Here is a 23,181-nt window from a genome sequence, read left to right on the forward strand (position 1 = left end):
TTGTTGAAGGAGAAAAATGTTTACTTCATGAAGAGGCCAGAGCCTTTGTCTTCCATTGCGTCTCGCCAGCCCCCTAACCAATGGCCTTTGGCATCGAAATCGTTGTAGGGGCACTGCTCTTTAGAACGACCACTGACTCCAGCTTGGTAACCGCGGGTACGCGCTCTTTCCAAACGGTCACGTTTTTGTCTCTTCATAGGTATAACCCTCATTTAATCAACAAAAAGTGCACGGCCAATCCAACGGCCGCACCCTATGAATAGTTGAGTTGATGAGTGAGATCAAGGCCAATTTCTGAGCATAGCTCAGCTTCCCGGATTAGCGACTGATATTTATGAAGTTTTGATGAAAGAGCAAAAGCCGGAATTGTGAGCCGGCTCACTCAGCCGGCCGCCAGCTCCTCCAGCTCCTCCCAGCGGGCAAAGGCCTGCTCCAGCTCGGCTTCCACCGCCGCCAGGGCCTGCAACCGGGACTGGGTCACCGCCTCCGGCTGGGCGAAGAAGTCGGGCGCGTTGATCTCCTCCTGCAGGGCGGCGATCTGCTGCTCCAGCTGTTCCAGGCGGGCGGGCAAACCGTCCAGCTCCTGCTGCAGCTTGTACGACAGCTTCTTGCCGGACTTGGCCGCCGGCTTCTCCACCCGGGGCGCGGGCTTCTCTTCCTTCTCCCTGGTTGGCGTCGCCTCGGTCTGGTGCGCGCGCTGGAACAGCATGTCCTGATAGCCGCCCACGTACTCGCTCACCCTGCCCTCGCCTTCGAACAGCCAGCAGTGGGTCACGGTATTGTCGATAAAGTCCCGGTCGTGGCTGACCAGCAGCAGGGTGCCCTGGTAGTCGGCGAGCAACTCTTCGAGCAGCTCCAGGGTTTCCACGTCCAGATCGTTGGTGGGCTCGTCCAGCACCAGCAGGTTGCAGGGCTTGAGGAACAACCGGGCCAGCAGCAGCCGGTTCTTCTCGCCGCCGGACAGCGCCTTCACCGGGGTCCGGGCGCGCTTGGGCTCGAACAGGAAATCCTGCAGGTAGCCCAGCACGTGGCGGCTCTTGCCGCCCACCTCCACTTCCTGCTTGCCGTCGGCCAGGTTGTCCATCACGGTGCGTTCGGGATCGAGCTGCTCCCGGTACTGATCGAAATAGGCCACCTCCAGCTTGGTGCCGCCCTTGAGGGTGCCACTCTGGGCCTCGAGCTGGCCCAGCAGCAGCTTGATCAGGGTACTCTTGCCGCAGCCGTTGGGGCCGACCAGGGCAATCTTGTCACCCCGCTGCACCAGGGCGGAAAAGTCCTTGAGGATGGGCTTGCCTTCGTAGCTGAAACCCAGCTTTTCCGCCTCGAACACGATTTTGCCCGAGCGGCGCACTTCGTCCAGGGTGACGTTGACCTTGCCCAGGCTCTCCCGCCGCTGGCTGCGCTCATTGCGCAGCGCCTTCAGCGCCCGCACCCGGCCTTCGTTGCGGGTACGACGCGCCTTGATGCCCTGGCGGATCCAGGCTTCCTCCTGGGCCAGGCGCTTGTCGAACAGGGCGTTCTGCTCCGCCTCCACCCGCAGCGCCTCTTCCTTGTTGACCAGGTAGTCGTCGTAGTTGCCGGGCCAGCTGGAGAGCTTGCCCCGGTCCAGATCCAGGATGCGGGTGGCCATCTTGCGGATAAAGGCCCGATCGTGGCTGATAAAGACGATGGCGCCGCGAAAATCGACCAGGAAGCCCTCCAGCCAGGCGATGGCGTCGATGTCCAGGTGGTTGGTGGGTTCGTCCAGCAGCAGGATGTCGGGATCGTTGGCCAGGGCGCGGGCCAGGGCCACCTTGCGCAGCCAGCCGCCGGACAGATCCTGGAGCCGGGTGTCGCCGTTCAGGCCGAGCAGGGTCAGGCTCTGGTTGATGCGGGTGTCGAACTGCCAGCCGTCGGCGTGCTCCACCTGCTCCTGCAGCCGCATCAGCTCCTTCATCGCCTTGTCGGAGCTGTCGTGGCTCACTTTCTCCAGCTGGTGATGGTAGGCGGCCAGCAGCTCGCCCAGCTCCGCCAGGCCGCCGGCCACGTAGTCGAACACCGTCTGATCGTCGTCGACCTGGGGCGGGTCCTGCTCCAGCCGGGCGATTTTCACCCCCTGCTGCAGCTGGCGGCGGCCGTCGTCGAGCTGGATGTCGCCGGCGATCACCTTCATCAGGGTCGATTTGCCGGCGCCGTTGCGGCCGACGATGCACAGCCGTTCACCGGCCTGAATATTCAATTCCACCCCGTCCAGCAGCGGGGCATCTCCGAACGCCAGCTGGGCGTTCTGCAGGGTCAGCAAACTCATGATGTTACTCGGCTAAAGTCGATAAGGTCGGCGGCGGTAAAGGGCCAGTCCAGCTCGGCGCCGTCGGCGCGGCGCAGCACCGGGATGCGCACCGCGTAGGCGGCAAGCCAGCGCTCGTCGTCGATGATGTCCTTGATGTCGGTGTCGGCGGCCAGCCCGGTCTGCTCCAACAGCCGCCAGGCCTGCTCGCACAGGTGGCAGCCGTCGGTGGAAAACAGCGTCATCCGGTCACTCATGGGGTTGGCTCCAGCGGATTTCCCAGCAGTTGTGGATCTGCGGGTTGCGGGCGAAATCCTTGGGCAGGCTGGCCTTGGTGATGTCTTTCGCCGCCAGTCCCAGCTCGGCCAGGGCCCCGTGATCCAGCTTGAAGTGGCGCTTGTTGTTGGAAAAGATCAACAGCCCGTCCGGGCGCAGCCGCTTGCTCAGCAGGTGCAGCAGCTCCACATGATCCCGCTGTACATCGAAGCTGTCCTCCATCCGCTTGGAATTGGAGAAGGTCGGCGGATCGACGAAGATAAGATCGTAATCGGCGCCGGACTGGCTCAGCCAGCCCAGGCAGTCCGCCTGGATAAACTGGTGGCGCCGGCCGGTCAGGCCGTTGAGCTGCATGTTGCGCTCGGCCCAGGCCAGGTAGGTGCGGGACATGTCCACCGTGGTGGTGGATTTGGCGCCGCCCAGGCCGGCGTGCACGGTGGCGGTGCCGGTGTAGGCAAACAGGTTGAGGAAGTCCTTGCCCCGGGCCAGCTCCCCCAGCCGCTTGCGGATGGGCCGGTGATCCAGGAACAGGCCGGTGTCCAGGTAGTCGTACAGGTTGACCAGCAGGCGGGCGTTGTGCTCCTGCACCTCCATCCACTGTTCGCGCCGGTCCAGCTTTTCATACTGCTCGGTGCCCTTCTGCCGGGCGCGCACCTTGAGCACCACCTTGTCGCCGGGCACCCCGGTCACCGCCATGGTGGCCTGCACCAGATCGAAGAAGCGGGCCCGGGCCTTGTGTTCGGGGATGCTCTTGGGCGCCGCGTATTCCTGGATCACCAGGTGATCCCGGTAGCGGTCGATGGCGGCGTTGTACTCGGGCAGATCCGCGTCGTACAGCCGGTAGCAGTCGATCTGCTCGGCCCTGGCCCACTTTTCCAGCGCCTTGAGGTTCTTGGCCAGGCGGTTGGCGAAATCCTCCGCCAGCGGGCGGGCGGCCCTGGCATCCTCGGCGATGCGGTAGTTGCGCAGCTCGCAGGCCAGGGCGCCGTTGAACAGCTTGTAGCTTTTCTCGGGCCGCAGCCGCAGGCAGCTGAGCAGCTCCGGGGAGCTGGAGATCAGGCTCACATGCCAGCCCTTGAACTGATCCCGCAGCTTGTCGCCCAGGGCCTGGTGCAGACCGAGCAGGGAAGGAAACTCGCTCAGGCGCTCGCCGTAGGGCGGGTTGGAAATCAGCCAGCCGGGCTGTTCGGCGGGATTGGTGAGGGCATCGACGCTGCCCTGCTCGAAACGCACCAGCGCCGCGACCCCGGCCGCCTCGGCGTTGTCCCGGGCGAAGCCCAGCACCCGCTTGTCCTGATCGAAACCGAACAGCACCGGCTCGGCCTGCTTGAGGCCGCGGGTGGCACGCACCGTGGCTTCGGCCTTGACCTGCTGCCACAGGGCATCATCGTGACCGGACCAGGCCATAAAGCCGAACCGTGGGCGCAGCAGGCCGGGGGCCTGATCGGCGGCCATCAGCGCCGCTTCTATTAATAGTGTGCCCGAGCCGCACATGGGATCGACCAGGGGGGCGCGTTTGTCCCAGCCGCTGCGCAGCAGTATGGCGGCGGCCAGGTTTTCCTTGAGCGGCGCCTCCCCCGCCTGCTGGCGGTAGCCGCGCTGGTGCAGGGCCGGGCCGGACAGATCCAGGGTGATGCTGAGCTGGTTGCGCTTGAGGTGAGCGAGGATGCGGATGTCGGGCGCCCGCTTGTCCACGCTCGGCCGCTCGCCCCGGCGCTTGCTCAGACGGTCGACGATGGCGTCCTTGATCTTGAGGGCGCCGTACTGGGTGTTGGTGATGGCGTTGTTGCCGCCGGAAAAGTCCACCGCGAAGGTCTGGCCCTCCTGGATATGCCGCTCCCACTCGATGTTGGCCGCCCCCAGGTAGAGATCCATGTCGTCGCGCATGGTGAAGTCGGCCAGCTGCAGCATGATGCGCGAGGCCAGCCGCGACCACAGGCAGGCGCGGTAGGCGGTTTCCAGGCTGCCCCGGAAGGCCACGCCGGCCACGGTCTCCTGGAGCTCGCTGGCACCCAGCTGTTGCAGTTCATCGGTGAGTAGGGATTCCAGCCCCTTGGGGCAGGTAGCAAAAAACGGCAGCATAGTCAGGCTTGTCTGATAAAAGAAGGCGGTATTATACCTGAAACGGCCCGGGGGCTGTAAAAATTGCCGCCGCCCTGCGCGGAAGATAGGCATATAGCGGTATTATTGCGCAACCGGAATAAACTTCTGGCAAAGTCCTTGCGTTCAGTGATGGGGATCACTAGTATACGCAGCCTGAGGACGCGGGATGGAGCAGCCTGGTAGCTCGTCGGGCTCATAACCCGAAGGTCGTCGGTTCAAATCCGGCTCCCGCAACCAGTTCTCGGAAAGGCAATACAAGGTTTACCTTATCAAGGTTCAGGCGCGGGATGGAGCAGCCTGGTAGCTCGTCGGGCTCATAACCCGAAGGTCGTCGGTTCAAATCCGGCTCCCGCAACCAACCTGATAACAGACAACCTGACAAGCACGCTGTAAGACGTTAAGTACCGGACGCGGGATGGAGCAGCCTGGTAGCTCGTCGGGCTCATAACCCGAAGGTCGTCGGTTCAAATCCGGCTCCCGCAACCAACTTGACGCACAACAGCCTGAAAGCACACTGCAAGACGTTAAATACCGGACGCGGGATGGAGCAGCCTGGTAGCTCGTCGGGCTCATAACCCGAAGGTCGTCGGTTCAAATCCGGCTCCCGCAACCAATTTTTCCGGTTTTCCCCTACCCTACCCTGCGAAGTTCTTCTTCCTGCTCGATTTCCTCGAGGCTTATCAACCTGTCGTTCATTACCTTGATGGCGCCGAAGGTCGGCAACTGCTTGCTGTCGTTCAGGGCGGTCGGCACCGACAGGGAGACACAGACCGACGCCGAGGCCGAGGTTTCCACCACCATCAGGGTCAGCCGTTCACCCGCCACAGCCAGGCCGATCAGCTCGCCCAGCTCGGGCTGGTGATAATCCGCCTGTTGCGTGAAAAACCAGCTCTGGGGCATCAATGGCTTGTAGAAACGGGCCACCGCCACGGCATTGAGGGCCGCCTGCACCCGCTGCGCCGGCGCATGGATACCGCCCAGCTTGTCGAGAAAGGTATAATAAAGGCCGGTGTCTTCCACCGAAAAGCACTGGCTCATGCCCTCGGCACAGACCAGCTGTTTATGCAGGTAAGGAGTGGCGAACAGCATCTCCTCCCCTAAATCCAGCATCAGGCGCCGCTCATCTCCGAGAAACCAGCGCCAGCTGTCGTTTGGTTTTAGCAGCATCCGGATCACACCTTGTGAATAAAAGAAAAGTCTCGTCCCCAACACCTTAATATATATTGTATTTCATGGTAGGGAGCAAACTTTCATCGATATGACGCATTTGCACCCATTTTTATCCGGGAGCCGGCAAGCCTTCCCTGGCCGCCGTCCATTTCCGTCCGTGCTTTAAAGATGCCTGGCCAGGGTCTGGATCAAGCCCGGGCCGTGATAAATAAAACCGGAATAAATCTGCACCAGGCTGGCGCCGGCGGCCATTTTTTCGCGGGCCGCGGTGAGGGAGTCGATTCCCCCTACCCCGATAATGGGCAGACGGCCGTCGAGGCGGCGGGCCAGCTCGGCGATCACCTCGGTGCTCTTGCCCTGTACCGGCCGGCCGCTCAGGCCGCCGGCCTCGTAGGCGTGGGGAAGATCGAAGATCAAGGAACGATCCAGGGTGGTATTGGTGGCGATGACGCCGTCTATTTCAAAGCGCACCAGGCTGTCGGCGATCTGCTCAATTTCCTCGCTGGTCAAATCCGGCGCTATTTTCACCACCAGGGGCACGTATTTGCCATGGCGCTCGGCCAATTCCTTCTGCTTTTGCTTGAGGGCAGACAATAAATCGTCGAGTGCCTCGCCATATTGCAGGGAGCGCAGATCCGGGGTATTGGGCGAGGAAATATTGACGGTGATATAGCCCGCATGGGGATAGGATTTTTCCATGCAGATCAGGTAATCGTCCTTGCCGTGCTCGATGGGGGTGTCCTTGTTCTTGCCGATATTGATGCCGAGCACGCCCTGATAACGGGAGCGCTTCACGTTTTCAATCAGATAATCGATACCCTGGTTGTTGAACCCCATGCGATTGATGATGCCCTCCGCCGGCTTCACCCGGAACAGCCGCGGCTTCTCGTTGCCCTCCTGGGGGCGCGGAGTCACGGTGCCCACCTCGATAAAGCCGAAGCCCATGGCGGCGAAGGCGTCGATGCAGTCCCCGTTCTTGTCGAGCCCGGCCGCCAGTCCCACCGGGTTGGTGAAGGTCAGCCCCATCAGTTGCACCGGGTTCTGGATCAGCGGCCGGCGGTACAGGGCCGCCAGGGGGCTGTGCTGGGTCTTGGCCAGACCCTTGATGGTCAGCTCGTGGGCGTGCTCGGGGTCACATTGAAAAAGCAGGGATTTAGCCAGTGAATACACGTTGTTTTCCTCATAAAAAAGCCCCGGTCATGGCCGGGGCTTTTGCGTTTTACACCGTCAGACGGCGTTCATGCAGTTGAGATGGAGCAGGTTCAGCTCGCGCAGGGCGACCGAGAACTTGGCGAATTCGTGAGCGCCGGAGGTCTTGAAGTCGGCCAGCAGGTGTCGCCAGCGATTGAGCAACTGCTCATGCTCATTAAGCCACTGGTCGAGCATACTAGCGCATTCGCCCTGGGCTTTACAGTTTTTCAGCACCACCGAGGTGAGGCTGCGCTGCTGGTAGTCCAGATCCTCGCGGAAGGCGGCCCGGGCCAGAGCCTGCCAGTGGTTGCCCACCGCCTGCTGGTTGATCTGATCCAGGAACCAGTGCAGCTCCAGCTCGGCGCCGAGGTGGAAATACAGCTCGGCCACCACCCGGATGTCCCGTTCCTGTTCGGCCGCTACCTGGGCCAGATCCAGGGCGGAGAACAGGCTGCTCATGTGGGAGACCCGCCGCGCCACCGAGGGGGGAACCCCCTGTGCTTCCAGGCGGGCCACGGCGGCCTGGTGCTCGGTCACTTCCGCGTCCACCATCACCTCGTAGAGGTGCTCGGCCAGGGTGTCGTAGGCCGGTTTGAACTGGGCGATGGTTTCCTCGATGCCCAGGTTGCGGTTGCGGCTGCGCAGGAACCAGCGGGTGGCCCGGCGGACCATGCGCCGTACCTGGTAGAACATCTCGAGCTGGGTCTCGGCCGCCACCTGGTTGTCGAGGGCCTCGATGTCGCGCAGCAGGGCATTCATGCCGAACACTTCCCGGGCGATCAGGAAGCTGACGGCGATGTCGCTCATGCTGGCGCCGGTCTCGTCCTGCATGCGGTTGGCGAAGTTGAAGCCCATGTCGTTGACCATGATGTTGGCCAGGCGGGTGGCGATGATCTCGCCCCGCAGCGGGTGCTCCATCAGCGCCTCGCCGAAGCGTTCCACCAGCTGGGCCGGCATGCTGGCGGGCAGCAGGCGGGCGACATAGGCGTTGTCGGTCAGCTCGGGCACGTTGAGCAGCTCTTTCAGCACCATTTTGCCGTAGGCCACCAGTATCGCCAGCTCGGGCCGGGTCAGGCCACGCCCCGCGGCCATGCGCTCGGCCAGCTCTTCGTCGCTCGGCAGGTACTCGAGATTGCGATCGAGTTTGCCTTCCCGCTCCAGCCATTGCATAAAGCGCTGGTGCTCCTTGAGCGGACTCGCACCGCGGTGCTGGGTGATGGAAATGGTCTGGGACTGGCGATAGGCGTTGGTCAGCACGATCTCGGCCACGTCCTGGGTCATGTCGTACAACATCTGATCCCGGTGCTTCTTGGTCAGTTCACCCTTGTCGACCAGGGCGTTGAGCAGGATCTTGATGTTGACCTCGTTGTCGGAGCAGTCCACCCCGCCCACGTTGTCGGTGAAATCGGTGTTGATGCGGCCGCCATGGCCGGCGTATTCGACCCGGCCCAGCTGGGTGCAGCCCAGGTTGCCGCCCTCGCCCACTATCCTGGCGCGCACATCCTCGCCATTGACCCGCACCGCGTCGTTGGCGCGATCGCCCACGTCGGCGTCGGTCTCCCGGCGGGACTTGATGTAGGTGCCGATGCCGCCGTTCCACAGCAGATCCACCTCGGCCATCAGCAAATGACGGATCACCTCGGTCGGGGTCAGGCTGGCCTTCTGGGTACCCAGCAGCTTCTTCATCTGGGGACTGAGCTTGATGGACTTGGCCGAGCGCAGGAAGATGCCGCCGCCCTCGGAGATCAGGCTGCGATCGTAGTCATCCCAGCTTGAGCCGGGCAGCTGGAACAGCCGCTCCCGCTCCTTGAAGGTCGCCGCCGCCTCCGGCTCGGGATCGATAAAGATGTGCATATGGTTGAAGGCGCCCACCAGGCGGGTATGGGGCGACAGCAGCATGCCGTTGCCGAACACGTCCCCGGCCATGTCGCCGACCCCGACACAGGTGAAGTCGGTCTGCTGGCAGTCGATGCCGAGCTCGCGGAAGTGGCGCTTGACCGATTCCCAGGCGCCGCGGGCGGTGATGCCCATCTTCTTGTGGTCGTAACCGACCGAGCCGCCGGAAGCGAAGGCATCGCCCAGCCAGTGGCCGTACTCGGCACTGATTTCGTTGGCGATGTCGGAGAAGGTGGCGGTGCCCTTGTCGGCGGCCACTACCAGGTAGTAGTCGTCCTCGTCGTGACGCACCACGTTTTTGGGCGGGATCACCTCACCCTGGACGATGTTGTCGGTCACGTCGAGCAGGCCGCGGATAAACAGGCGGTAGCAGTTCTGGCCTTCCTTGAGGAAGGCGGCGCGATCGCCCACCGGCAGCTGCTTGCACACGAAGCCGCCCTTGGCGCCCACCGGTACGATAACGGTGTTCTTCACCTGCTGGGCCTTGACCAGGCCGAGCACCTCGGTACGGAAGTCTTCCCGGCGATCGGACCAGCGCAGGCCGCCCCGGGCGACCTTGCCCCAGCGCAGGTGCACCCCTTCCACCCGCGGCGAGTACACGAAGATCTCGAACTTGGGCAGTGGCAGCGGCATCTCGCTGATCAGCTCCGGCGCCATCTTGAAGGAGATGTAGGGCTTGTCGCGGCCGTCGGCGGCCGGCTGGTAGAAGTTGGTGCGCAGGGTGGCTTCGATCATCTCCATGTAACGGCGGATGATGCGGTCGTCGTCCAGGTTGGCGACCTTGTCCAGCTCGTCGATCAGCTGCTGGTGCAGCTTCTGGATCTGCTTGGGATCCTGCTTGAGCCTGGGCGACAGCCGGCGCTGGAACAGGGTGAACAGCAGCCCGGCCAGTTCCGGATAGCGGGACAGGGTCTCCTCGATATAGCTCTGGCTGAAGCTGACGCCGGTCTGGCGCATGTACTTGGCATAGGCGCGCAGCACGCTGACTTCCCGGCCGGACAGGCCGGCGGCCAGCACCAGGCGGTTGAAGCCGTCGCTTTCCAGCTCGTTGGCCCAAACCTGGGCGAAGGCTTTCTGGAAGCGCTCCTGGCTGGCATCCAGATCGAGCGGGGCGCCGGTGTAGAACATGGAGAAATCGAGGATCCAGAAGGTCTCGCCGGCACAGTCGATTTCATAGGGGGTTTCGCCGATGACCCGCAGCCCCATGTTTTCCAGCATGGGCAGTACGTCGGACAGGTGGATGGGCTCGGCCCTGTGGTAGAGCTTGAGCCGAACCCGGTTGGAATCGCGTTCTTCTTCCTGGGCCCGGTAGAACAGCATGCCGAGCTTGTCATCGTCGCTCAGCGCTTCCAGTTTCTCGATGTCGGCCACCGCCGAGCCCGGCAGCACCTCTTCGGTATAGGCGCGGGGGAAAGCGTTGCGATACTTGTTCTTCAGCCGGTTGCCCTCGGCTTCACCGAAACTGGTGGACAGGGACTGCTCCAGTTTGTCTTCCCAACTGCGGGCCGCTTCAATCAGGTTTGCCTGGATCTCGTTCACATCAATGTCCATAGAGTTGTTCTGCACCCGGATCAGGTAGTGGGTGCGGGCCAGTACGCCTTCGGAGAAATAGGTGGTGAATTCCACCTCCTCGGTGGAACCGAAATAGCGCTGGAAGATACGCTGGGTCTTTTCCCGCAGGGCGGTGTTGTAACGCTCCTTGGTGACGTACACCATGCAGGAGAAGAAGCGGCCGAACAGATCCCGGCGCACGAACAGCCGGGTCATGTCCCGCTCCTGCATGCCGAGCACGCCCATGCCGATGTCGAGCAGTTCCTTCTCGGTGGCCTGGATCAGCTCGTCGCGGGGATAGGTTTCCAGGATGTTGAGCAGCGCCTTGTAGGCATGGGAGCCGCGCTCCAGGCCGGAGGCGTCGATGATGCGCTTGAGCTTGGCGCCGATCAGCGGGATCTGCATGGCACTGGTGTTGTAGATGCTGGAGGCGTAGAGGCCGATAAAGCGATCCTCGCCGACGACATTGCCCTTGGCATCGAAGCGCTTGACGCCGATATAGTCGATATAGGCGGGCCGGTGCACCCGGGACTTGTGGTTGGTCTTGGTCAGGACCAGAATGTCCTTGCTGAGCGCGGCTTCGCGGGCGGTCGCGGTCAGGCTGCTGAGCTTGAGGCCGTCGCTGTGCAGGGCCTTGCGCATCAGCCCCAGGCCGGACTCGGGCTCGGGGAGCAGCTCGTAGTCACCCTCGATGGCGGACACGTTGTAGCGGCGATAGCCCATCAGGGTGAAGTTGTGATCCGCCACCCAGTTCAGGAAAGCCAGGGTCTCCTTGAGGTCATCCGGATCCGTGCCCTTGGCCTGCTTGGGCAGCGCCTTGATGATGTCGTTGAGCCGGTCGACCATGGGTTGCCAGTCTCCCACCGCCAATGCCACTTCCTCCACCACCGACAACAGCTCGTCGCGCAGCCGCTCCCGGGCCTCGGCCTCGGGCTGGCGATCGATCTCGATCAGGAAGGCGGTTTCCACCCGGTTCTGCTGATCCTGCTCCCGGCGGCCGAGGATCCGCTGCAACTTGCCCTGCTCGTCGCGGACAAGGTGCATCGGCTGGTGCAGCATCAGGTGCGAGGTGATGCCGAGGCGGGTCAGCGCCATGCGGATGGAGTCCACCAGGAAAGGCGCGTCCTTGATGATCAGTTCGACGATGGTGTGAGGAGACTGCCAGCCATGGCGGGAAAGTTCGGGGTTGTATACCCGCACATAGGGTGCCTGGTCGGCACGGGTTTCGAAGGCGTTCCACAGGCTGATGGCCGCACCGTAGAGATCGCTGTCGTTGCGATGGTTGAGATCATCGTGAGTCATGCCGCTGTAAAGCTTGCTGACAAAGGTGTTCACCAGGGGCGCGGTGTGATCGGAAAATTTGTCTTCTACCAATTGATTGACGTTTTCGAGCAAAACGGATGTTGCTGCGTCTTTGAATGTCATGGCGTAGTGTTCCTCGGGTACAGGCAATAACCATGGGGAGAGTAGCCCCAACGGGACCCGCCCAGTGTAAGCCCGGCCCAGGCCGAATGCGAGAAATGCAGTGAATTAAGGCCGAAAAATATCGACCAGGTCACTTGTGAGCGGAATATATACAATGGATGAAAATACTTTCACGAAAGAATATGCTGAAAGTAAATGAATTGTTTTATTCCGATTTTGAATAATTAAGCGGGCCGCCCGTTAATAAACGAAAACGCCCGATTAAATAAGGAAAAAAGCCCGAGAAACGGGCTTTTTCTATGCACTTGCGGTGATGATTATGACAACCGGTTCAACTGCTGCAGTTTATTCTGCCCGTCCAGCTCGATTTCGAAATAACCGTTCAGGCCGTTGTGGCCGACGAAGCCGCGAAAATGGTGCAGGGGCACCTGCAGCCGCAGCCCCTGTTCGGTATTCACCGACAGGGCCGCGACCCGCCCCTGGTAATAACGCAGCAACTGCGCCTGGGAAATGGCCAGGCGAAAGCGCAGCCTCTGCATCAGGCCAGGGCCTTGCTGATCTTCTCGAACAGATCCCGGGACAGATCCGGCAGGGCCATCAGCCGTTCCAGCCGGACCCGGATCAGGTGCCGGCGTCCCTCGTCCAGCCGGGCGGACTGGATGAGCGGCGTGACCAGCCGTGAGGCCACCTGGGGATTGCTGTGGTTGAGCTGCTCCAGCACCTCCACCAGCAGATCGTAGCCGGCGCCGTCGGCGCGGTGGAACTGCACCGGATTGCCGGCACTGAAGGCCCCGATCAACGCCCTGACCCGGTTCGGGTTGCCCAGGCTGAAGGTGGGATGCCGCATCAGTTCCCGTACCCGGGCCAGGGTCTCGGCCCCCGGCGCCGTGGCCTGCAGCCGGAACCAGTTGTCCAGCACCAGGCCGTCGTGGCGCCATTTGGCCTCGAAGTCGGCGAGCATCGCCTCGCGTTCGGCCAGATCGGCACGCACCGCCGCCTTCATCGCCGCCAGGGTGTCGGTCATATTGTCGGCGGCGGCATATTGCCGCTCTACCCGCTCCGCCTCCCCGGCCAGGGCCAGGTAGCCGAGGGCCACGTTCTTCAGGGCCCGGCGCGCCATGTCCTGATGCTCGATGCGATACTCGGGCGTCAGGTTGTCCTCGTAGGCTTGCCGCCACAGCGGGCGCAGGGCCACGGCCAGGCCTTGCTGCAACCCCTGGTGCACCCGATCCAGCAGCTCGATGTCGACCTGCTCGAACAGCTCCAGCAGGCTGCCCAGATCCGGCAGGGTCAGCATCTCCGCCTTGAGCGCCCGATCCAGGGTGGCATCCTCCAGGGTAGCGCGGAACACGTCCACCAGCACCCGGGGCAACGCCGGCTGCTGCTGGCGTTGCAACTGCGCCACCTGCTCCAGCACCGTCTTGTTGACCAGCATCTGCACCGCATCCCAGCGCACGAACTCGTCCAGGCAGCACTTGGCGAGCAGGGCCAGCTGCTCGTCGCCGTAGTCGTAGTGCAGTTTGACCGGTGCGGAAAAGCCCTGCAGCAGGGCCGGTGTCGGCCGGGAAGGCACCTGTTCGAACAGGAAGCTTTGTTCGGCTTCCAGCACGTCCAGCACCGGACCTATGCCGCGGCCGCCGCTCATCAGCGGCACCGGCTCGCCCTGCTCGGTATAGAGCGCCAGGCTGAGCGGGATATGCAGCGGCAGTTTCTCCTGCTGATCCCGGGTCGGCGGGGTGTGCTGGCGCACGGTCAGGCGATAGTGGCCGGCCTCGGCATCGTAGTGGTCGGTCACCGTCAATACCGGGGTACCGGACTGGCCATACCAGCGCTTGAAGCGGCTCAGATCCCGGCCGCTGGCCTCGCTCATGGCGGCGACAAAGTCGTCGCAGGTGGCGGCTTGGCCGTCGTGACGCTGCAGATAGAGGGCCAGGCCCCGCTGGAAGGCCTGCTCGCCCAGCAGGGTGTGCAGCATGCGGATCACCTCCGACCCCTTTTCGTACACGGTGAGGGTGTAGAAGTTGTTCATCTCGATCACCGCGTCCGGGCGGATCGGGTGCGCCATGGGACCGGCGTCCTCGGCGAACTGGGGACCGCGGATGATGCGCACGTTGCGGATGCGGTTGACGGTGCGCGACCCCAGATCGGAGGAGAATTCCTGGTCGCGGAACACCGTCAGTCCTTCCTTCAGGGACAGCTGGAACCAGTCGCGGCAGGTGACCCTGTTGCCGGTCCAGTTGTGGAAGTACTCGTGCCCGATCACCCGCTCGATGTCCAGGTAGTCGTTGTCGGTGGCGGTGCTGGCGTCGGCCAGCACGAACTTGGCGTTGAAGACGTTGAGGCCCTTGTTTTCCATGGCCCCCATGTTGAAGAAATCCACCGCCACTATCATGTAGATGTCGAGGTCGTACTCCAGGTGGCAGCGTTGCTCGTCCCAGGCCATGGAAGCCTTGAGGCTGTCCATGGCGTGCCCCGCCCGGTGCAGGTTGCCCTTGTCCACATAGATCTCGAGCGCCACCTCGCGTCCGCTGTGGGTGGTGAAGCGGTCGCGCAGCACGTCGAAGTCCCCCGCCACCAGGGCGAACAGGTAGGCCGGCTTGGGGAAGGGATCCTGCCACTGCACCCAGTGGCGGCCGTCGTCGAGCACCCCCTGCCCCACCCGGTTGCCGTTGGACAACAGGTAGGGATAGAGGCCGGCGTCGGCGGTGATGCGGGTGCTGAACCGGGCCAGCACGTCAGGCCGGTCGAGGTAGTAGGTGATGCGCCGAAAGCCCTGCGCCTCGCACTGGGTGCAGAAGGCCGAGCCCGACTTGTAGAGCCCTTCCAGGGCGGTATTGGCTGCCGGATTGATGCGGGTCTTGATGGTGAGCACGAATTCCGGGGGCAGTTGAGACAGGATCAGGCTGTTCCCGGTTTGTTGATACTGCCGGGTCTCCACCCCGTTTACGGCCACCTGCAGCAGTTCGAGCTGCTCGCCGTCCAGCACCAGATCCTCGCTGTGCTCGCCATTGCGCCGGATGCGGCTGATGGCCACCACCTCGGTGGCACTGTCGTGCAGCTGGATGTCCAGGTCCAGGGTGTCTATCCAGTAATGGGGCGCTTGATAATCTTCGCGATATTGAACTTGGGGTTTGCTTTGGGTCATGGCGGAGATCTCGTTAAAGTCGTCACGGGCTTTAATAAGAAGTCCCGGATCCGGCCACGCCGGATCCGGGTTGAGGGTCAGCCAAGCAGTTTGGCCAGATCGGCGGTGATGCGCGCCGCTTCCTGCAGATAGCTGTCATCAGGCTCGAAATCGCTGGGCGCCTGCTCGAGGGAATCGACCGGATCCAGGCCGGCACGGCGCAGGCGATCGTTCAGCCGGGCCAGGGACTTGGCATCCTGCTCGTTCAGCTCCGCCTTGCGCTCGGCCAGGTTGAGGGAAACCGAGTCCTTGTCCTTGAGTCGGCGATACTCCCGGATGTCCTCGAAGATGTAGGTAAACTCGGGATCCTGCTCGATGCGCGCCTGGTGCCACTGGCGCAGCTTGGGCAGGTAGGGATCGAGATCCTGGATGCGCCCGAAATCGAGGCTGGAAATCTGGTCCCAGGGCAAGGCGTTTTTCTCCATGCTCTCACCGGTTTCCTCCGCCTCGATGGCGGTGGGGAACGGGATATCCGGCTTGACCCCCCGGTTCTGGGTGCTGCCGCCATTGATACGGTAGAACTTGGCGATGGTGAACTGCACGAAGCCCATGGGGTTTTCATAGAGATCGTAGATGCGCGACAGGCTGCGGTGCTGCTGCACCGTGCCCTTGCCGAAGGTGTTCTCGCCCAGGATGACGGCGCGGCCGTAATCCTTCATGGCGGCGGCGAAGATCTCCGAGGCCGAGGCCGAGTATCTGTCCACCAGCACCGCCATGGGGCCGCCGTACACCTGCTGGTTGTCTTCATCGCCGTTGACCGAGATACGGCCCAGGCCGTCGCGGATCTGCACCACGGGGCCGCTGTCGATAAAAAGACCGGTAAGGGCCGACGCCTCGGTCAGGGCACCGCCGCCGTTGGTGCGCAGATCGATCACCAGGCCGCGGATCCCTTGCTGCTTGAGCTTTTCAATCTCCTTGGTCACGTCCACGCTCAGGTTGACGTAGAAACTGGGGATCTCGACCACGCCGATGTTGTCGCCGTTTACCTTGATGACCTTGCCGCTGGCGGCCCTGTCTTCCAGGCGTACCGTGTCGCGGATCAGCTCTACGATGCGAGGCGTGGTGGCCACTGCCTGGCCGCGCTGGATCTGCAGCCAGACCCTGGTGCCCTTGGGCCCCTTGATCAGATCCACCACCTCGTCGAGCCGCCAGCCGATCACGTCGACGATCTGCTCGGGGCTCTGTCCCACCCCGATGATGCGATCCTCGGGTTGCAGCTCGCTGGACTTGGCCGCCGGGCCGCCGGGCACCAGGGAGCGGATCACGGTGTAATCGTCCTCGGCCTGCAGCACGGCGCCTATGCCCTCGAGGGAGAGGTTCATCTCGGTCTCGAAGCGTTCGGCATTGCGCGGGCTCAGGTAGCTGGTGTGGGGCTCGATGGCGCGGGCAAAGGCGTTGGCGAAACTCTGGAAGGCATCCTCGCTCTCGCTCTGCACCAGGCGCTTGATGGCGTTGTTGTAACGCTTGGCCAGGGTGTCCTTGATCTCGTCCCAGTCCTTGTCGGCCAGGGCCAGGCTCAGGGCATCGTACTTGACCCGCTGCCGCCAGAGTTCGTCGAGCTCACGATTGTCCCTGGGCCAGTCGGCCTTGCTGCGATCGAACTGGTACTGCTCGTCGCCGTCGAAACTCATGGGCTTGTCGAGCAGCGACAGGGCGTAGACCAGGCGCTCGTAACGCCGTTGCAGGCTCTCGTTGTACATCTCGAAGGCGGTTTCGAGCCGACCGGCCTTCAGCAGATCATCGAAGCTGTGCTTGTACCGGCTGAAGCGGGCGATATCGTCCCGGGTGAAGATGTTCTTGCCGAAATCCAGGCTCTCGACGTAGCGATTGAAGATTTCTTCCGAGAAGGCGTCATCCAGCTGGAACTGCTGGTAATGAGAGCGGGTGAACAGGGCGGTAATCCGCTTGCTGGCGGCCGCATGCTGACTTTCCGGCGCCAAAACGGGAATGGCCGACGCCTCGATGGCCGGCGGTACCGCCCAGGCCATCGACGCCGCCAGCAGCCCGGCGGCTACCACAGACAAACGAATTCCGTGACTGGTCAAACCCTACTCCTTAGAGAATAAGATGGTCAAACTTGACGCGGACCGACATACCGGTCTTGAGCTCCACCTGGACATCATCCCGGGTCACTTCCTTAATGGTAGCGGGAACCGGTGACTTGCCCAGCAATACTTTGACATTCTGCTCCACGGACAAGTTCGCAGGATCGACCTTGCGCGCCTTGGGACGCGGCTTTTTGGCCGCCGGCTTGTCCTTGCGGGCACCGAACACCTTTTCCTTGCTCTCCTTGAGCGCACCCTTGGCATGGTCGATATGCTCCTGGGTCAGCTCGCCAGCGGGGTTGCCGTCCAGATCGACCCGCTGCATGCCGGCCTTGAGGCCATGCAGGTAACGCCAGCTGGATGTGTACTGACGCAAGGCGGTACGCAGCAGGGTCTTGGATACCTTGGGATCTTCCGCCAGGCGCTCCGCCAGATCCTGGAAGATGCCGATCTTCAGCGGCTTGGCCTCGCCGGTGGCGACGAAACACTGGGGGAAGCGCTCCGCCAGGTAGGCGATGACTTCTTTGCTGTTCTTGAGTTTTTCCGAGTTTTCCATGAAATACCTTGGGTTGGGACCTAAGGGCGTACCGCCCATTGAAACATGCTCATTATAAAGGGCGCACCGACAAAAGCGACCCCGCCGTTACAGCAGGGGCAGCACGGCGCTCACCAGTTGCGCCAGGCCCGCTTCATCCTCGTCGTCGAAGCGGTCGAAGCGGGGGCTGTCGATGTCCAGCACCGCCCAGATGTCCTCCCCCTCCCCCAGGGGCAGCACGATTTCCGAATTGCTGGCGCCGTCGCAGGCGATATGGCCGGCAAATTCATGTACATTGGCGACACGCTGGACCCGGCCACTGGCCACGGCAGTACCGCATACCCCCTTGCCCACCGGGATGCGCACGCAGGCGGGCTTGCCCTGGAAGGGCCCCAGCACCAGGACGTCCTGCTCGCGCAGGTAGAAGCCGACCCAGTTGATGTCGTCCAGGGCCAGGTTGAGCAGGGCGGAGAGGTTGGCGAGCTTGGCGATGCGATTGGGTTCGCCTTCGCACAGGGCCAGTGCCTGGGCGGTGAGGCTTTGATAAAATGCGGATTTTTCGGACATAAAAAGAAAGCGTCGTTTATTTTGGCCTAACTTACCTGCCCTTTCTCCAAATGAAAACCCGATGATGGTGATTGATGGATAAAAAAAGTGTCAGCTCTCCGGTTTTGCAGTGGCCGGATATCGTCCGCATGATGAAACGCCATCGCACCCTGCTGCTCTACGCCCACCTTTTCGCCCTGATCGGCACCCTGCTGGCGGTGCCGGTACCCTTGCTGATGCCGCTGCTGGTGGACGAAGTGCTGCTGGATACCCCGGGGATCCTGCTGGCCTGGCTGGATCGGGTACTGCCCACCGCCTGGCAGGCCGGGGTCGGCTACATACTGGCGATACTGGCGGTCACCCTGCTGCTGCGCGCTTTGGCGCTGGTGTTCAACATCATCCAGGGCCGGCAGTTCGCCCGGGTGGCCAAGCACCTGACCTTTCAGATCCGGCGCCGTCTGGCACGGCAACTGATGAAGACGCCCCTGCGTTCCTTCGAGGCCATCGGCGCGGGCAGCGTCAGCTCCCACTATGTCACCGACGTGGAAACCCTCGACAAGTTCCTCGGTGACACCCTGAGCCGGCTGCTGATCAGCCTGCTGAGCGTGGTGGGCACGGCGGTGGTGCTGCTGCTGATCAACTGGCAGCTGGGGCTCTTCATCCTGCTGCTCAATCCGGTGGTGGTGTACTTCTCCAGCCGCCTGGGGGCCAAGGTCAAGCACCTCAAGCGCAACGAAAACAGTGCCTTCGAGCTGTTCCAGCAGGCCTTGGTGGAAACCCTGGACGGCATCCACGAGATCCGGGCCGCCAACCGGGAGCGGCATTACCTGCTGCGGGTGATCGACCGGGCCCGCGGGGTGCGCGACACCGCCATCGACTACGCCTGGAAGAGCGAGGCCGCCGGGCGGGCCAGCTTTCTGCTGTTCCTGTCCGGGGTGGAGCTGTTCCGGGCGGTGGGCATGATCATGGTGCTCTACACCGATCTGACCGTGGGCCAGATCTTCGCGGTGTTCAGCTACCTCTGGTTCATGATGGGGCCGGTGCAGGATCTGCTCAACATGCAGTATTCCTTCTACGCCGCCAGCGCCGCCCTCAAACGCATCAACCGGCTGCTCTCCCTTGGCGGCGAGCCCGAGCCCTCGGGCGGCATCAATCCCTTTGCCGGCGAGACCACGCTGCCGATAGAAGTCCGCGGCCTGAGCTTTTCCTACAATGGCGAGCGCAAGGTGCTGGACGATGTAAACCTGCAGATCCGGGCCGGGGAAAAAGTGGCCCTGGTGGGGGCCAGCGGCGGCGGCAAATCCACCTTTATCCAGCTGTTGCTGGGGCTTTATCCGGCCGACGAGGGCGAGATCCGCTTCGGCGGGATCCGCAGCCAGGACATCGGTTTCGCCACCATCCGCGAACACGTGGCGACCGTGCTGCAACAGCCGGTGCTGTTCAACGATACGGTCAGATCCAACCTCTGCCTGGGGGACGAACATCAGGACGCGGCCCTCTGGCGGGCACTCGAGGTCGCCCAACTGGATGAGGTGGTGGCCGCCATGGAGCAGGGGCTGGACACGGAAATCGGCCGTCGCGGGGTGCGGCTGTCCGGCGGTCAGCAACAGCGCCTGGCCATCGCCCGCATGGTGCTGAAGAACCCGGCCATCGTCATCCTGGACGAAGCCACCTCGGCACTGGACACGGAAACCGAGCAGAAACTGCACCAGGCGCTGGCGGCATTCCTGAGCGGCAGGACCACCCTGATAGTGGCGCACCGGCTGAGCTCGGTACGCCAGGCGGACCGGGTGCTGGTGTTCGAGGACGGCAAGATCAGCCAGTCCGGCACTCACCACGAACTGCTGGAGCAGCCGGGCCTCTACCGCACCCTCTACTATTGAGGGCTCAGGCCACCGCCTTGATGTCGGCCGCCTTGTCCGCCTTTGCCTTTGGGGCGGACTTTTTCTTCGGACCCGACAACTGATCCTGGTGCTGGGCCAGATAGAGGGCCAGCGCCTCCCTCTCCTCCTCGCCCAGCGCCACCGGCGCCGCCGCCAGCAGTTCGTCCAGGTGCTCGGCCAGATCGAGCAGGCGATCGTAGGCGTCCGCGTCTTTCTTGTTGGTAAAGCTCATTTTTTCGATTCCGTTTCTGACTACCAGGTATTGTATCGTGACTGCCATAATCGACTCCTTATCTGTATACATATACAGTACATTTATCCGGGAGCACTGGCAAGCCCCCATGGCTCCCGGCATAAGCACGCAATAAACGTCGATGACCGGTCAACTTTTTTCCCCTCTGGCTGGCATGCTGGGGGATTCTGACCAATAGTTTAGGGTGAAGTGCACCTTTGGTGCCTTCTCACTAGCGCACGGCTCAGCATATGAGCCATTCCCCTAGGCCAGGTACACGGATTTTGTACCTGGCTTTTTTTGCGCCGAGACGGCGGCAATGGCGGACGGGCACCCGCCGCCATCTCACCGCCGATACACTTCGCACCCGAACATGTTATGTGAAATGAAGAGCGAAGAAGACGGGAAGCCCATGGCTTCCCGGAGAGAGTCGTTATTTCGAGGTGCCCTTCAGCAACGCCTCTATGCTGCCAACGGCGCCGAGTACGCTGCTGGCCTCGTAGGGCAGGAACACCCGGTCGCCCTGCTTGCCGATTTCCGGCAGGGTTTTCAGGTACTCCAGGCCCAGCAGATAGCCCACCACCAGTTGCGGATCCAGTTTCTCGTTGCCGGCGGAGAGGACCTTGTCGATGGCCTGGCGCTGGCCGTCGGCCATCAGGATGGCGGCTTCCCGCTCCCCTTCCGCCACCAGGATGTTGGAGCGCTTCTCCCCCTCGGCCCGGGCGATGGCGGCTTCCCGCTCCCCGCTGGCCTGCAGTACCAGGGCCCGGCGTTCCCGCTCGGCCGCCATCTGCTTGCGCATGGCGTCTTCCACCTCGACCGGAATGTTGATGTCCTGGATCTCGACCCGGGTCACCTTGACCCCCCACTTGTTGCCTGCCTCGTCCATCACGATTTGCAGCTTGTCGTTGATCTCCTGGCGTGACTCGAACAGTTTGTCCAGCTCCATCCGTCCCACTTCGGACCGCAGGGAGGTCTTGGCCAGGATCTCGATGGCCTGGATCAGGTTCTCGGTCTGGTACACCGCCCGTTCCGGATCGATCACCTGAAAATAGAGGGCGCCGTTGACGGTCACGCTGACGTTGTCGGCGGTGATCACCGACTGGGCGGGAAAGTCGAGCACGGTTTCACGCCGGTCGATGCGGGTTTCTTCCTGCACCACGGCCACGTTCTCGCCGCCGATGGCCTGGTAGCGACGCACCTTGATGGAACGGGGCTTGTCCACGAAGGGAATGATCCAGTTGACACCGGGGGTCAGGGTCTTCTGATAGCTGCCGAGCCGTTCTATCACGACCGCTTCCGATTGCTGCACTATCATCAGCCCCTTGATCAGCAGCACCACGACCAGCAGGGCAAACACGAGCATTATCACTAACATGGCATCCATGGACGCATCCTCTTCGGTTAATCAATGATGGCGGTGATACCGTCGAAACGGCGCACCCTGACCCACTGCCCGGCGGTCAGGGGGGCGCCCGATTCGCTGCGCACCAGAAAGAGATCCCCTTCAAGCTTCAGCCGGAACTCACCCGAGGGCAATAACACCAGCTCGCCCTGCTGCTTGCGGCTTTCGCCGGCCAGAAAGCTGGTGCGCCGGGAGGGAGCCAACAGGCGGAACAGCCGTTTCAGCAGCGGAGCCAGCACGGCGGCGGCGATGGCGAAGGTAAACCACTGCCAGATGGCGGCGGCATCGAGCAGGGCCGCCACCATGGCCACCAGGGCCGCCAGCCCCATGGCGAAGGCGAAAAAGCCGGTACCCAGCAATTCCCCCAGAAACAACAACAAGGCGGCGATCAGCCAGAGATGCCAGGCAAGCAAGGGTGATTTCCTCCACAAGAGACAAACGGGACAGTCTTACTATAGAGGAGCTGGAGTCGGATGGGAATGAATGAGCGTGAGGCGTGAGGGAGCGCAACGGCCCGGCCGGCGGTGACCAGGCCGCTCCCCCAGGTTTTCGGCACGGCCGTCAGGTGCTCGGGGGCACCGGCCTGGCCAGCTTGAACAGCTCGAAGAAGTTGGTGGTGGTCTGCCGTGCCACCCGCTCCAGGCTCTCGCCCTTGAGCCCGGCCACAAACTCGGCCACGGTACGGGTATAGGCCGGTTCGTTCTCCTCGCCCCTGAACGGCACCGGGGCCAGCCAGGGGGAATCGGTTTCCAGCAGCAGCCGCTCCAGGGGCAGTGCCTTCACCACCTCGCGCAGGGCATCGGCGCTGCGGAAGGTGACGATGCCCGAAATGGAAATATAAAAGCCGAGTTCCATGGCCGCCTCGGCCATTTCCAGCGACTCGGTAAAGCAGTGCAGCACGCCCCCGACCTTGTCCGCCCCCCCCTGCCGCAGGATGTCGAGGGTATCCTGCTGGGCACTGCGGGTGTGGATCACCAGCGGTTTGCCGAGATCCACCGCCACCTCGACATGCTGCTCGAAAGCCTGCCGCTGCAGCGCGGCGGTCTCGGGAGCATAGAAATAGTCGAGTCCGGTTTCCCCCACCGCCACCACCGCCGGATGGGCAGCCAGCCGGCGCAGCAGGGCCGGATCGTTCTGCTCGTCCTGCTGGTGCAGGGGATGCACGCCACAGGAGGCGAACACCTGGGGAAAGGGCGCTATGGCCTCGAGCATGGCGGGAAAGGAAGACAGGCCGACCCCGATGCACAGCATGTGGTCGACGCCGCGCCGGGCGGCCTTGTCGATGGCCTCGGCCATGTTCGCATGCTTGTTGCCGTAATCGAGCTTGTCCAGATGGCAGTGTGAATCAACCAGCAAAACCGTCTCCTGAATGGGTTGTTTGATGATAAGCGACGGCCGGCCGGGTCCAGCGGCCGAGCCAGAGCCCGAGCTGCAGGCCGGCGTTGAGCGGGCGACCGGCGGCGGGCTGCAGGG

17 protein-coding genes and 4 tRNA genes are annotated in these 23,181 nt (G+C 62.8%); 5 read left to right on the forward strand and 16 right to left on the reverse strand.

Annotated features, from left to right (window positions below; all coding sequences use genetic code 11):
• Window positions 1-20 precede the first annotated feature (20 nt).
• The 4 genes from rmf to rlmKL form a co-directional block, all read right to left on the reverse strand.
• Entirely contained in the window at window positions 21-197 is a 177-nt protein-coding gene (gene rmf / locus CGX12_RS05130) for a ribosome modulation factor (RefSeq protein ID WP_094038823.1), read from the reverse strand.
• Window positions 198-382: 185 nt separating this feature from the next.
• Window positions 383-2,287: an ATP-binding cassette ATPase Uup gene (uup, locus tag CGX12_RS05135; protein ID WP_094038824.1), complete on the reverse strand. Its 1,905-nt coding sequence runs from the start codon at window positions 2,285-2,287 to the stop codon at window positions 383-385.
• Entirely contained in the window at window positions 2,284-2,511 is a 228-nt protein-coding gene (locus tag CGX12_RS05140; RefSeq protein ID WP_176442002.1) for a glutaredoxin family protein, read from the reverse strand. Before CGX12_RS05140 ends, uup begins: the two co-directional genes overlap by 4 nt.
• 4 nt (window positions 2,512-2,515) lie before the next feature.
• A complete protein-coding gene (rlmKL, locus tag CGX12_RS05145) occupies window positions 2,516-4,624 on the reverse strand; it encodes a bifunctional 23S rRNA (guanine(2069)-N(7))-methyltransferase RlmK/23S rRNA (guanine(2445)-N(2))-methyltransferase RlmL (RefSeq protein ID WP_094038826.1) in 2,109 nt (702 codons plus the stop codon).
• 181 nt (window positions 4,625-4,805) lie between these two features.
• Here rlmKL and CGX12_RS05150 point away from each other — a divergent pair.
• The 4 genes from CGX12_RS05150 (at window position 4,806) to CGX12_RS05165 (ending at window position 5,258) form a co-directional block, all read left to right on the forward strand.
• A tRNA-Met gene (locus CGX12_RS05150) sits at window positions 4,806-4,882 on the forward strand.
• Between the two features lie 44 nt (window positions 4,883-4,926).
• A tRNA-Met gene (locus CGX12_RS05155) sits at window positions 4,927-5,003 on the forward strand.
• Window positions 5,004-5,054: 51 nt separating this feature from the next.
• A tRNA-Met gene (locus CGX12_RS05160) sits at window positions 5,055-5,131 on the forward strand.
• Between the two features lie 50 nt (window positions 5,132-5,181).
• A tRNA-Met gene (locus tag CGX12_RS05165) sits at window positions 5,182-5,258 on the forward strand.
• Window positions 5,259-5,275: 17 nt separating this feature from the next.
• Here CGX12_RS05165 and CGX12_RS05170 read toward each other — a convergent pair.
• From CGX12_RS05170 to CGX12_RS05205, 8 genes are all read right to left on the reverse strand, one after another.
• Complete coding sequence (locus tag CGX12_RS05170) at window positions 5,276-5,812, reverse strand: cell division protein ZapC (protein WP_094038827.1); 537 nt, start codon at window positions 5,810-5,812, stop codon at window positions 5,276-5,278.
• A gap of 165 nt (window positions 5,813-5,977) precedes the next feature.
• Window positions 5,978-6,985: a quinone-dependent dihydroorotate dehydrogenase gene (gene pyrD / locus CGX12_RS05175; protein ID WP_094038828.1), complete on the reverse strand. Its 1,008-nt coding sequence runs from the start codon at window positions 6,983-6,985 to the stop codon at window positions 5,978-5,980.
• 57 nt (window positions 6,986-7,042) lie between these two features.
• The gene (locus tag CGX12_RS05180) at window positions 7,043-11,878 is read right to left on the reverse strand and encodes an NAD-glutamate dehydrogenase (RefSeq protein WP_094038829.1); all 4,836 of its coding nucleotides are present in this window, start codon (window positions 11,876-11,878) and stop codon (window positions 7,043-7,045) included.
• 317 nt (window positions 11,879-12,195) lie between these two features.
• Window positions 12,196-12,417, reverse strand: a complete 222-nt coding sequence (locus tag CGX12_RS05185; RefSeq protein WP_094038830.1) for a DUF2835 family protein — start codon at window positions 12,415-12,417, stop codon at window positions 12,196-12,198.
• Entirely contained in the window at window positions 12,417-15,023 is a 2,607-nt protein-coding gene (gene pepN, locus CGX12_RS05190; protein ID WP_094038831.1) for an aminopeptidase N, read from the reverse strand. Before pepN ends, CGX12_RS05185 begins: the two co-directional genes overlap by 1 nt.
• A gap of 77 nt (window positions 15,024-15,100) precedes the next feature.
• The gene (gene prc / locus CGX12_RS05195; RefSeq protein ID WP_094038832.1) at window positions 15,101-17,107 is read right to left on the reverse strand and encodes a carboxy terminal-processing peptidase; all 2,007 of its coding nucleotides are present in this window, start codon (window positions 17,105-17,107) and stop codon (window positions 15,101-15,103) included.
• 10 nt (window positions 17,108-17,117) lie between these two features.
• Window positions 17,118-17,663 carry an RNA chaperone ProQ gene (proQ, locus tag CGX12_RS05200; RefSeq protein WP_094038833.1) on the reverse strand — a complete coding sequence of 182 codons (546 nt, stop codon included), beginning with the start codon at window positions 17,661-17,663 and terminating at the stop codon, window positions 17,118-17,120.
• Between the two features lie 87 nt (window positions 17,664-17,750).
• A complete protein-coding gene (locus CGX12_RS05205) occupies window positions 17,751-18,209 on the reverse strand; it encodes a GAF domain-containing protein (RefSeq protein ID WP_094038834.1) in 459 nt (152 codons plus the stop codon).
• A gap of 128 nt (window positions 18,210-18,337) precedes the next feature.
• Here CGX12_RS05205 and CGX12_RS05210 point away from each other — a divergent pair, with 128 nt between their 5' ends.
• Window positions 18,338-20,071 (forward strand): ABC transporter ATP-binding protein, encoded by a 1,734-nt coding sequence (locus CGX12_RS05210; protein ID WP_254918217.1) that lies wholly within the window; start codon window positions 18,338-18,340, stop codon window positions 20,069-20,071.
• 4 nt (window positions 20,072-20,075) lie between these two features.
• On the opposite strand, the gene CGX12_RS05215 is transcribed toward CGX12_RS05210, so the two are convergent.
• From CGX12_RS05215 to CGX12_RS05230, 4 genes are all read right to left on the reverse strand, one after another.
• Complete coding sequence (locus CGX12_RS05215) at window positions 20,076-20,375, reverse strand: YebG family protein (protein WP_368073548.1); 300 nt, start codon at window positions 20,373-20,375, stop codon at window positions 20,076-20,078.
• 361 nt (window positions 20,376-20,736) lie between these two features.
• The gene (locus CGX12_RS05220) at window positions 20,737-21,690 is read right to left on the reverse strand and encodes an SPFH domain-containing protein (protein ID WP_094038837.1); all 954 of its coding nucleotides are present in this window, start codon (window positions 21,688-21,690) and stop codon (window positions 20,737-20,739) included.
• A 17-nt stretch (window positions 21,691-21,707) separates the two neighbouring features.
• Entirely contained in the window at window positions 21,708-22,121 is a 414-nt protein-coding gene (locus CGX12_RS05225) for an NfeD family protein (RefSeq protein ID WP_094038838.1), read from the reverse strand.
• Between the two features lie 148 nt (window positions 22,122-22,269).
• Window positions 22,270-23,064 carry a TatD family hydrolase gene (locus tag CGX12_RS05230; RefSeq protein WP_094038839.1) on the reverse strand — a complete coding sequence of 265 codons (795 nt, stop codon included), beginning with the start codon at window positions 23,062-23,064 and terminating at the stop codon, window positions 22,270-22,272.
• Between the last annotated feature and the right edge of the window lie 117 nt (window positions 23,065-23,181).

The organism is Zobellella denitrificans, from assembly GCF_002237365.1.
In the GTDB taxonomy this organism is placed as follows: domain Bacteria; phylum Pseudomonadota; class Gammaproteobacteria; order Enterobacterales; family Aeromonadaceae; genus Oceanimonas; species Oceanimonas denitrificans.

Excerpts from the sequence above, each read along its gene's own strand:
- rmf (WP_094038823.1), bottom strand. The coding sequence starts at position 197 with ATGAAGAGACAAAAACGTGACCGTTTGGAAAGAGCGCGTACCCGCGGT.
- uup (WP_094038824.1), bottom strand. The coding sequence starts at position 2,287 with ATGAGTTTGCTGACCCTGCAGAACGCCCAGCTGGCGTTCGGAGATGCC.
- CGX12_RS05140 (WP_176442002.1), bottom strand. The coding sequence starts at position 2,511 with ATGACGCTGTTTTCCACCGACGGCTGCCACCTGTGCGAGCAGGCCTGG.
- rlmKL (WP_094038826.1), bottom strand. The coding sequence starts at position 4,624 with ATGCTGCCGTTTTTTGCTACCTGCCCCAAGGGGCTGGAATCCCTACTC.
- CGX12_RS05170 (WP_094038827.1), bottom strand. The coding sequence starts at position 5,812 with ATGCTGCTAAAACCAAACGACAGCTGGCGCTGGTTTCTCGGAGATGAG.
- CGX12_RS05180 (WP_094038829.1), bottom strand. The coding sequence starts at position 11,878 with ATGACATTCAAAGACGCAGCAACATCCGTTTTGCTCGAAAACGTCAAT.
- CGX12_RS05185 (WP_094038830.1), bottom strand. The coding sequence starts at position 12,417 with ATGCAGAGGCTGCGCTTTCGCCTGGCCATTTCCCAGGCGCAGTTGCTG.
- pepN (WP_094038831.1), bottom strand. The coding sequence starts at position 15,023 with ATGACCCAAAGCAAACCCCAAGTTCAATATCGCGAAGATTATCAAGCG.
- proQ (WP_094038833.1), bottom strand. The coding sequence starts at position 17,663 with ATGGAAAACTCGGAAAAACTCAAGAACAGCAAAGAAGTCATCGCCTAC.
- CGX12_RS05205 (WP_094038834.1), bottom strand. The coding sequence starts at position 18,209 with ATGTCCGAAAAATCCGCATTTTATCAAAGCCTCACCGCCCAGGCACTG.
- CGX12_RS05210 (WP_254918217.1), top strand. The coding sequence starts at position 18,338 with ATGATGAAACGCCATCGCACCCTGCTGCTCTACGCCCACCTTTTCGCC.
- CGX12_RS05215 (WP_368073548.1), bottom strand. The coding sequence starts at position 20,375 with ATGTATACAGATAAGGAGTCGATTATGGCAGTCACGATACAATACCTG.
- CGX12_RS05220 (WP_094038837.1), bottom strand. The coding sequence starts at position 21,690 with ATGGATGCCATGTTAGTGATAATGCTCGTGTTTGCCCTGCTGGTCGTG.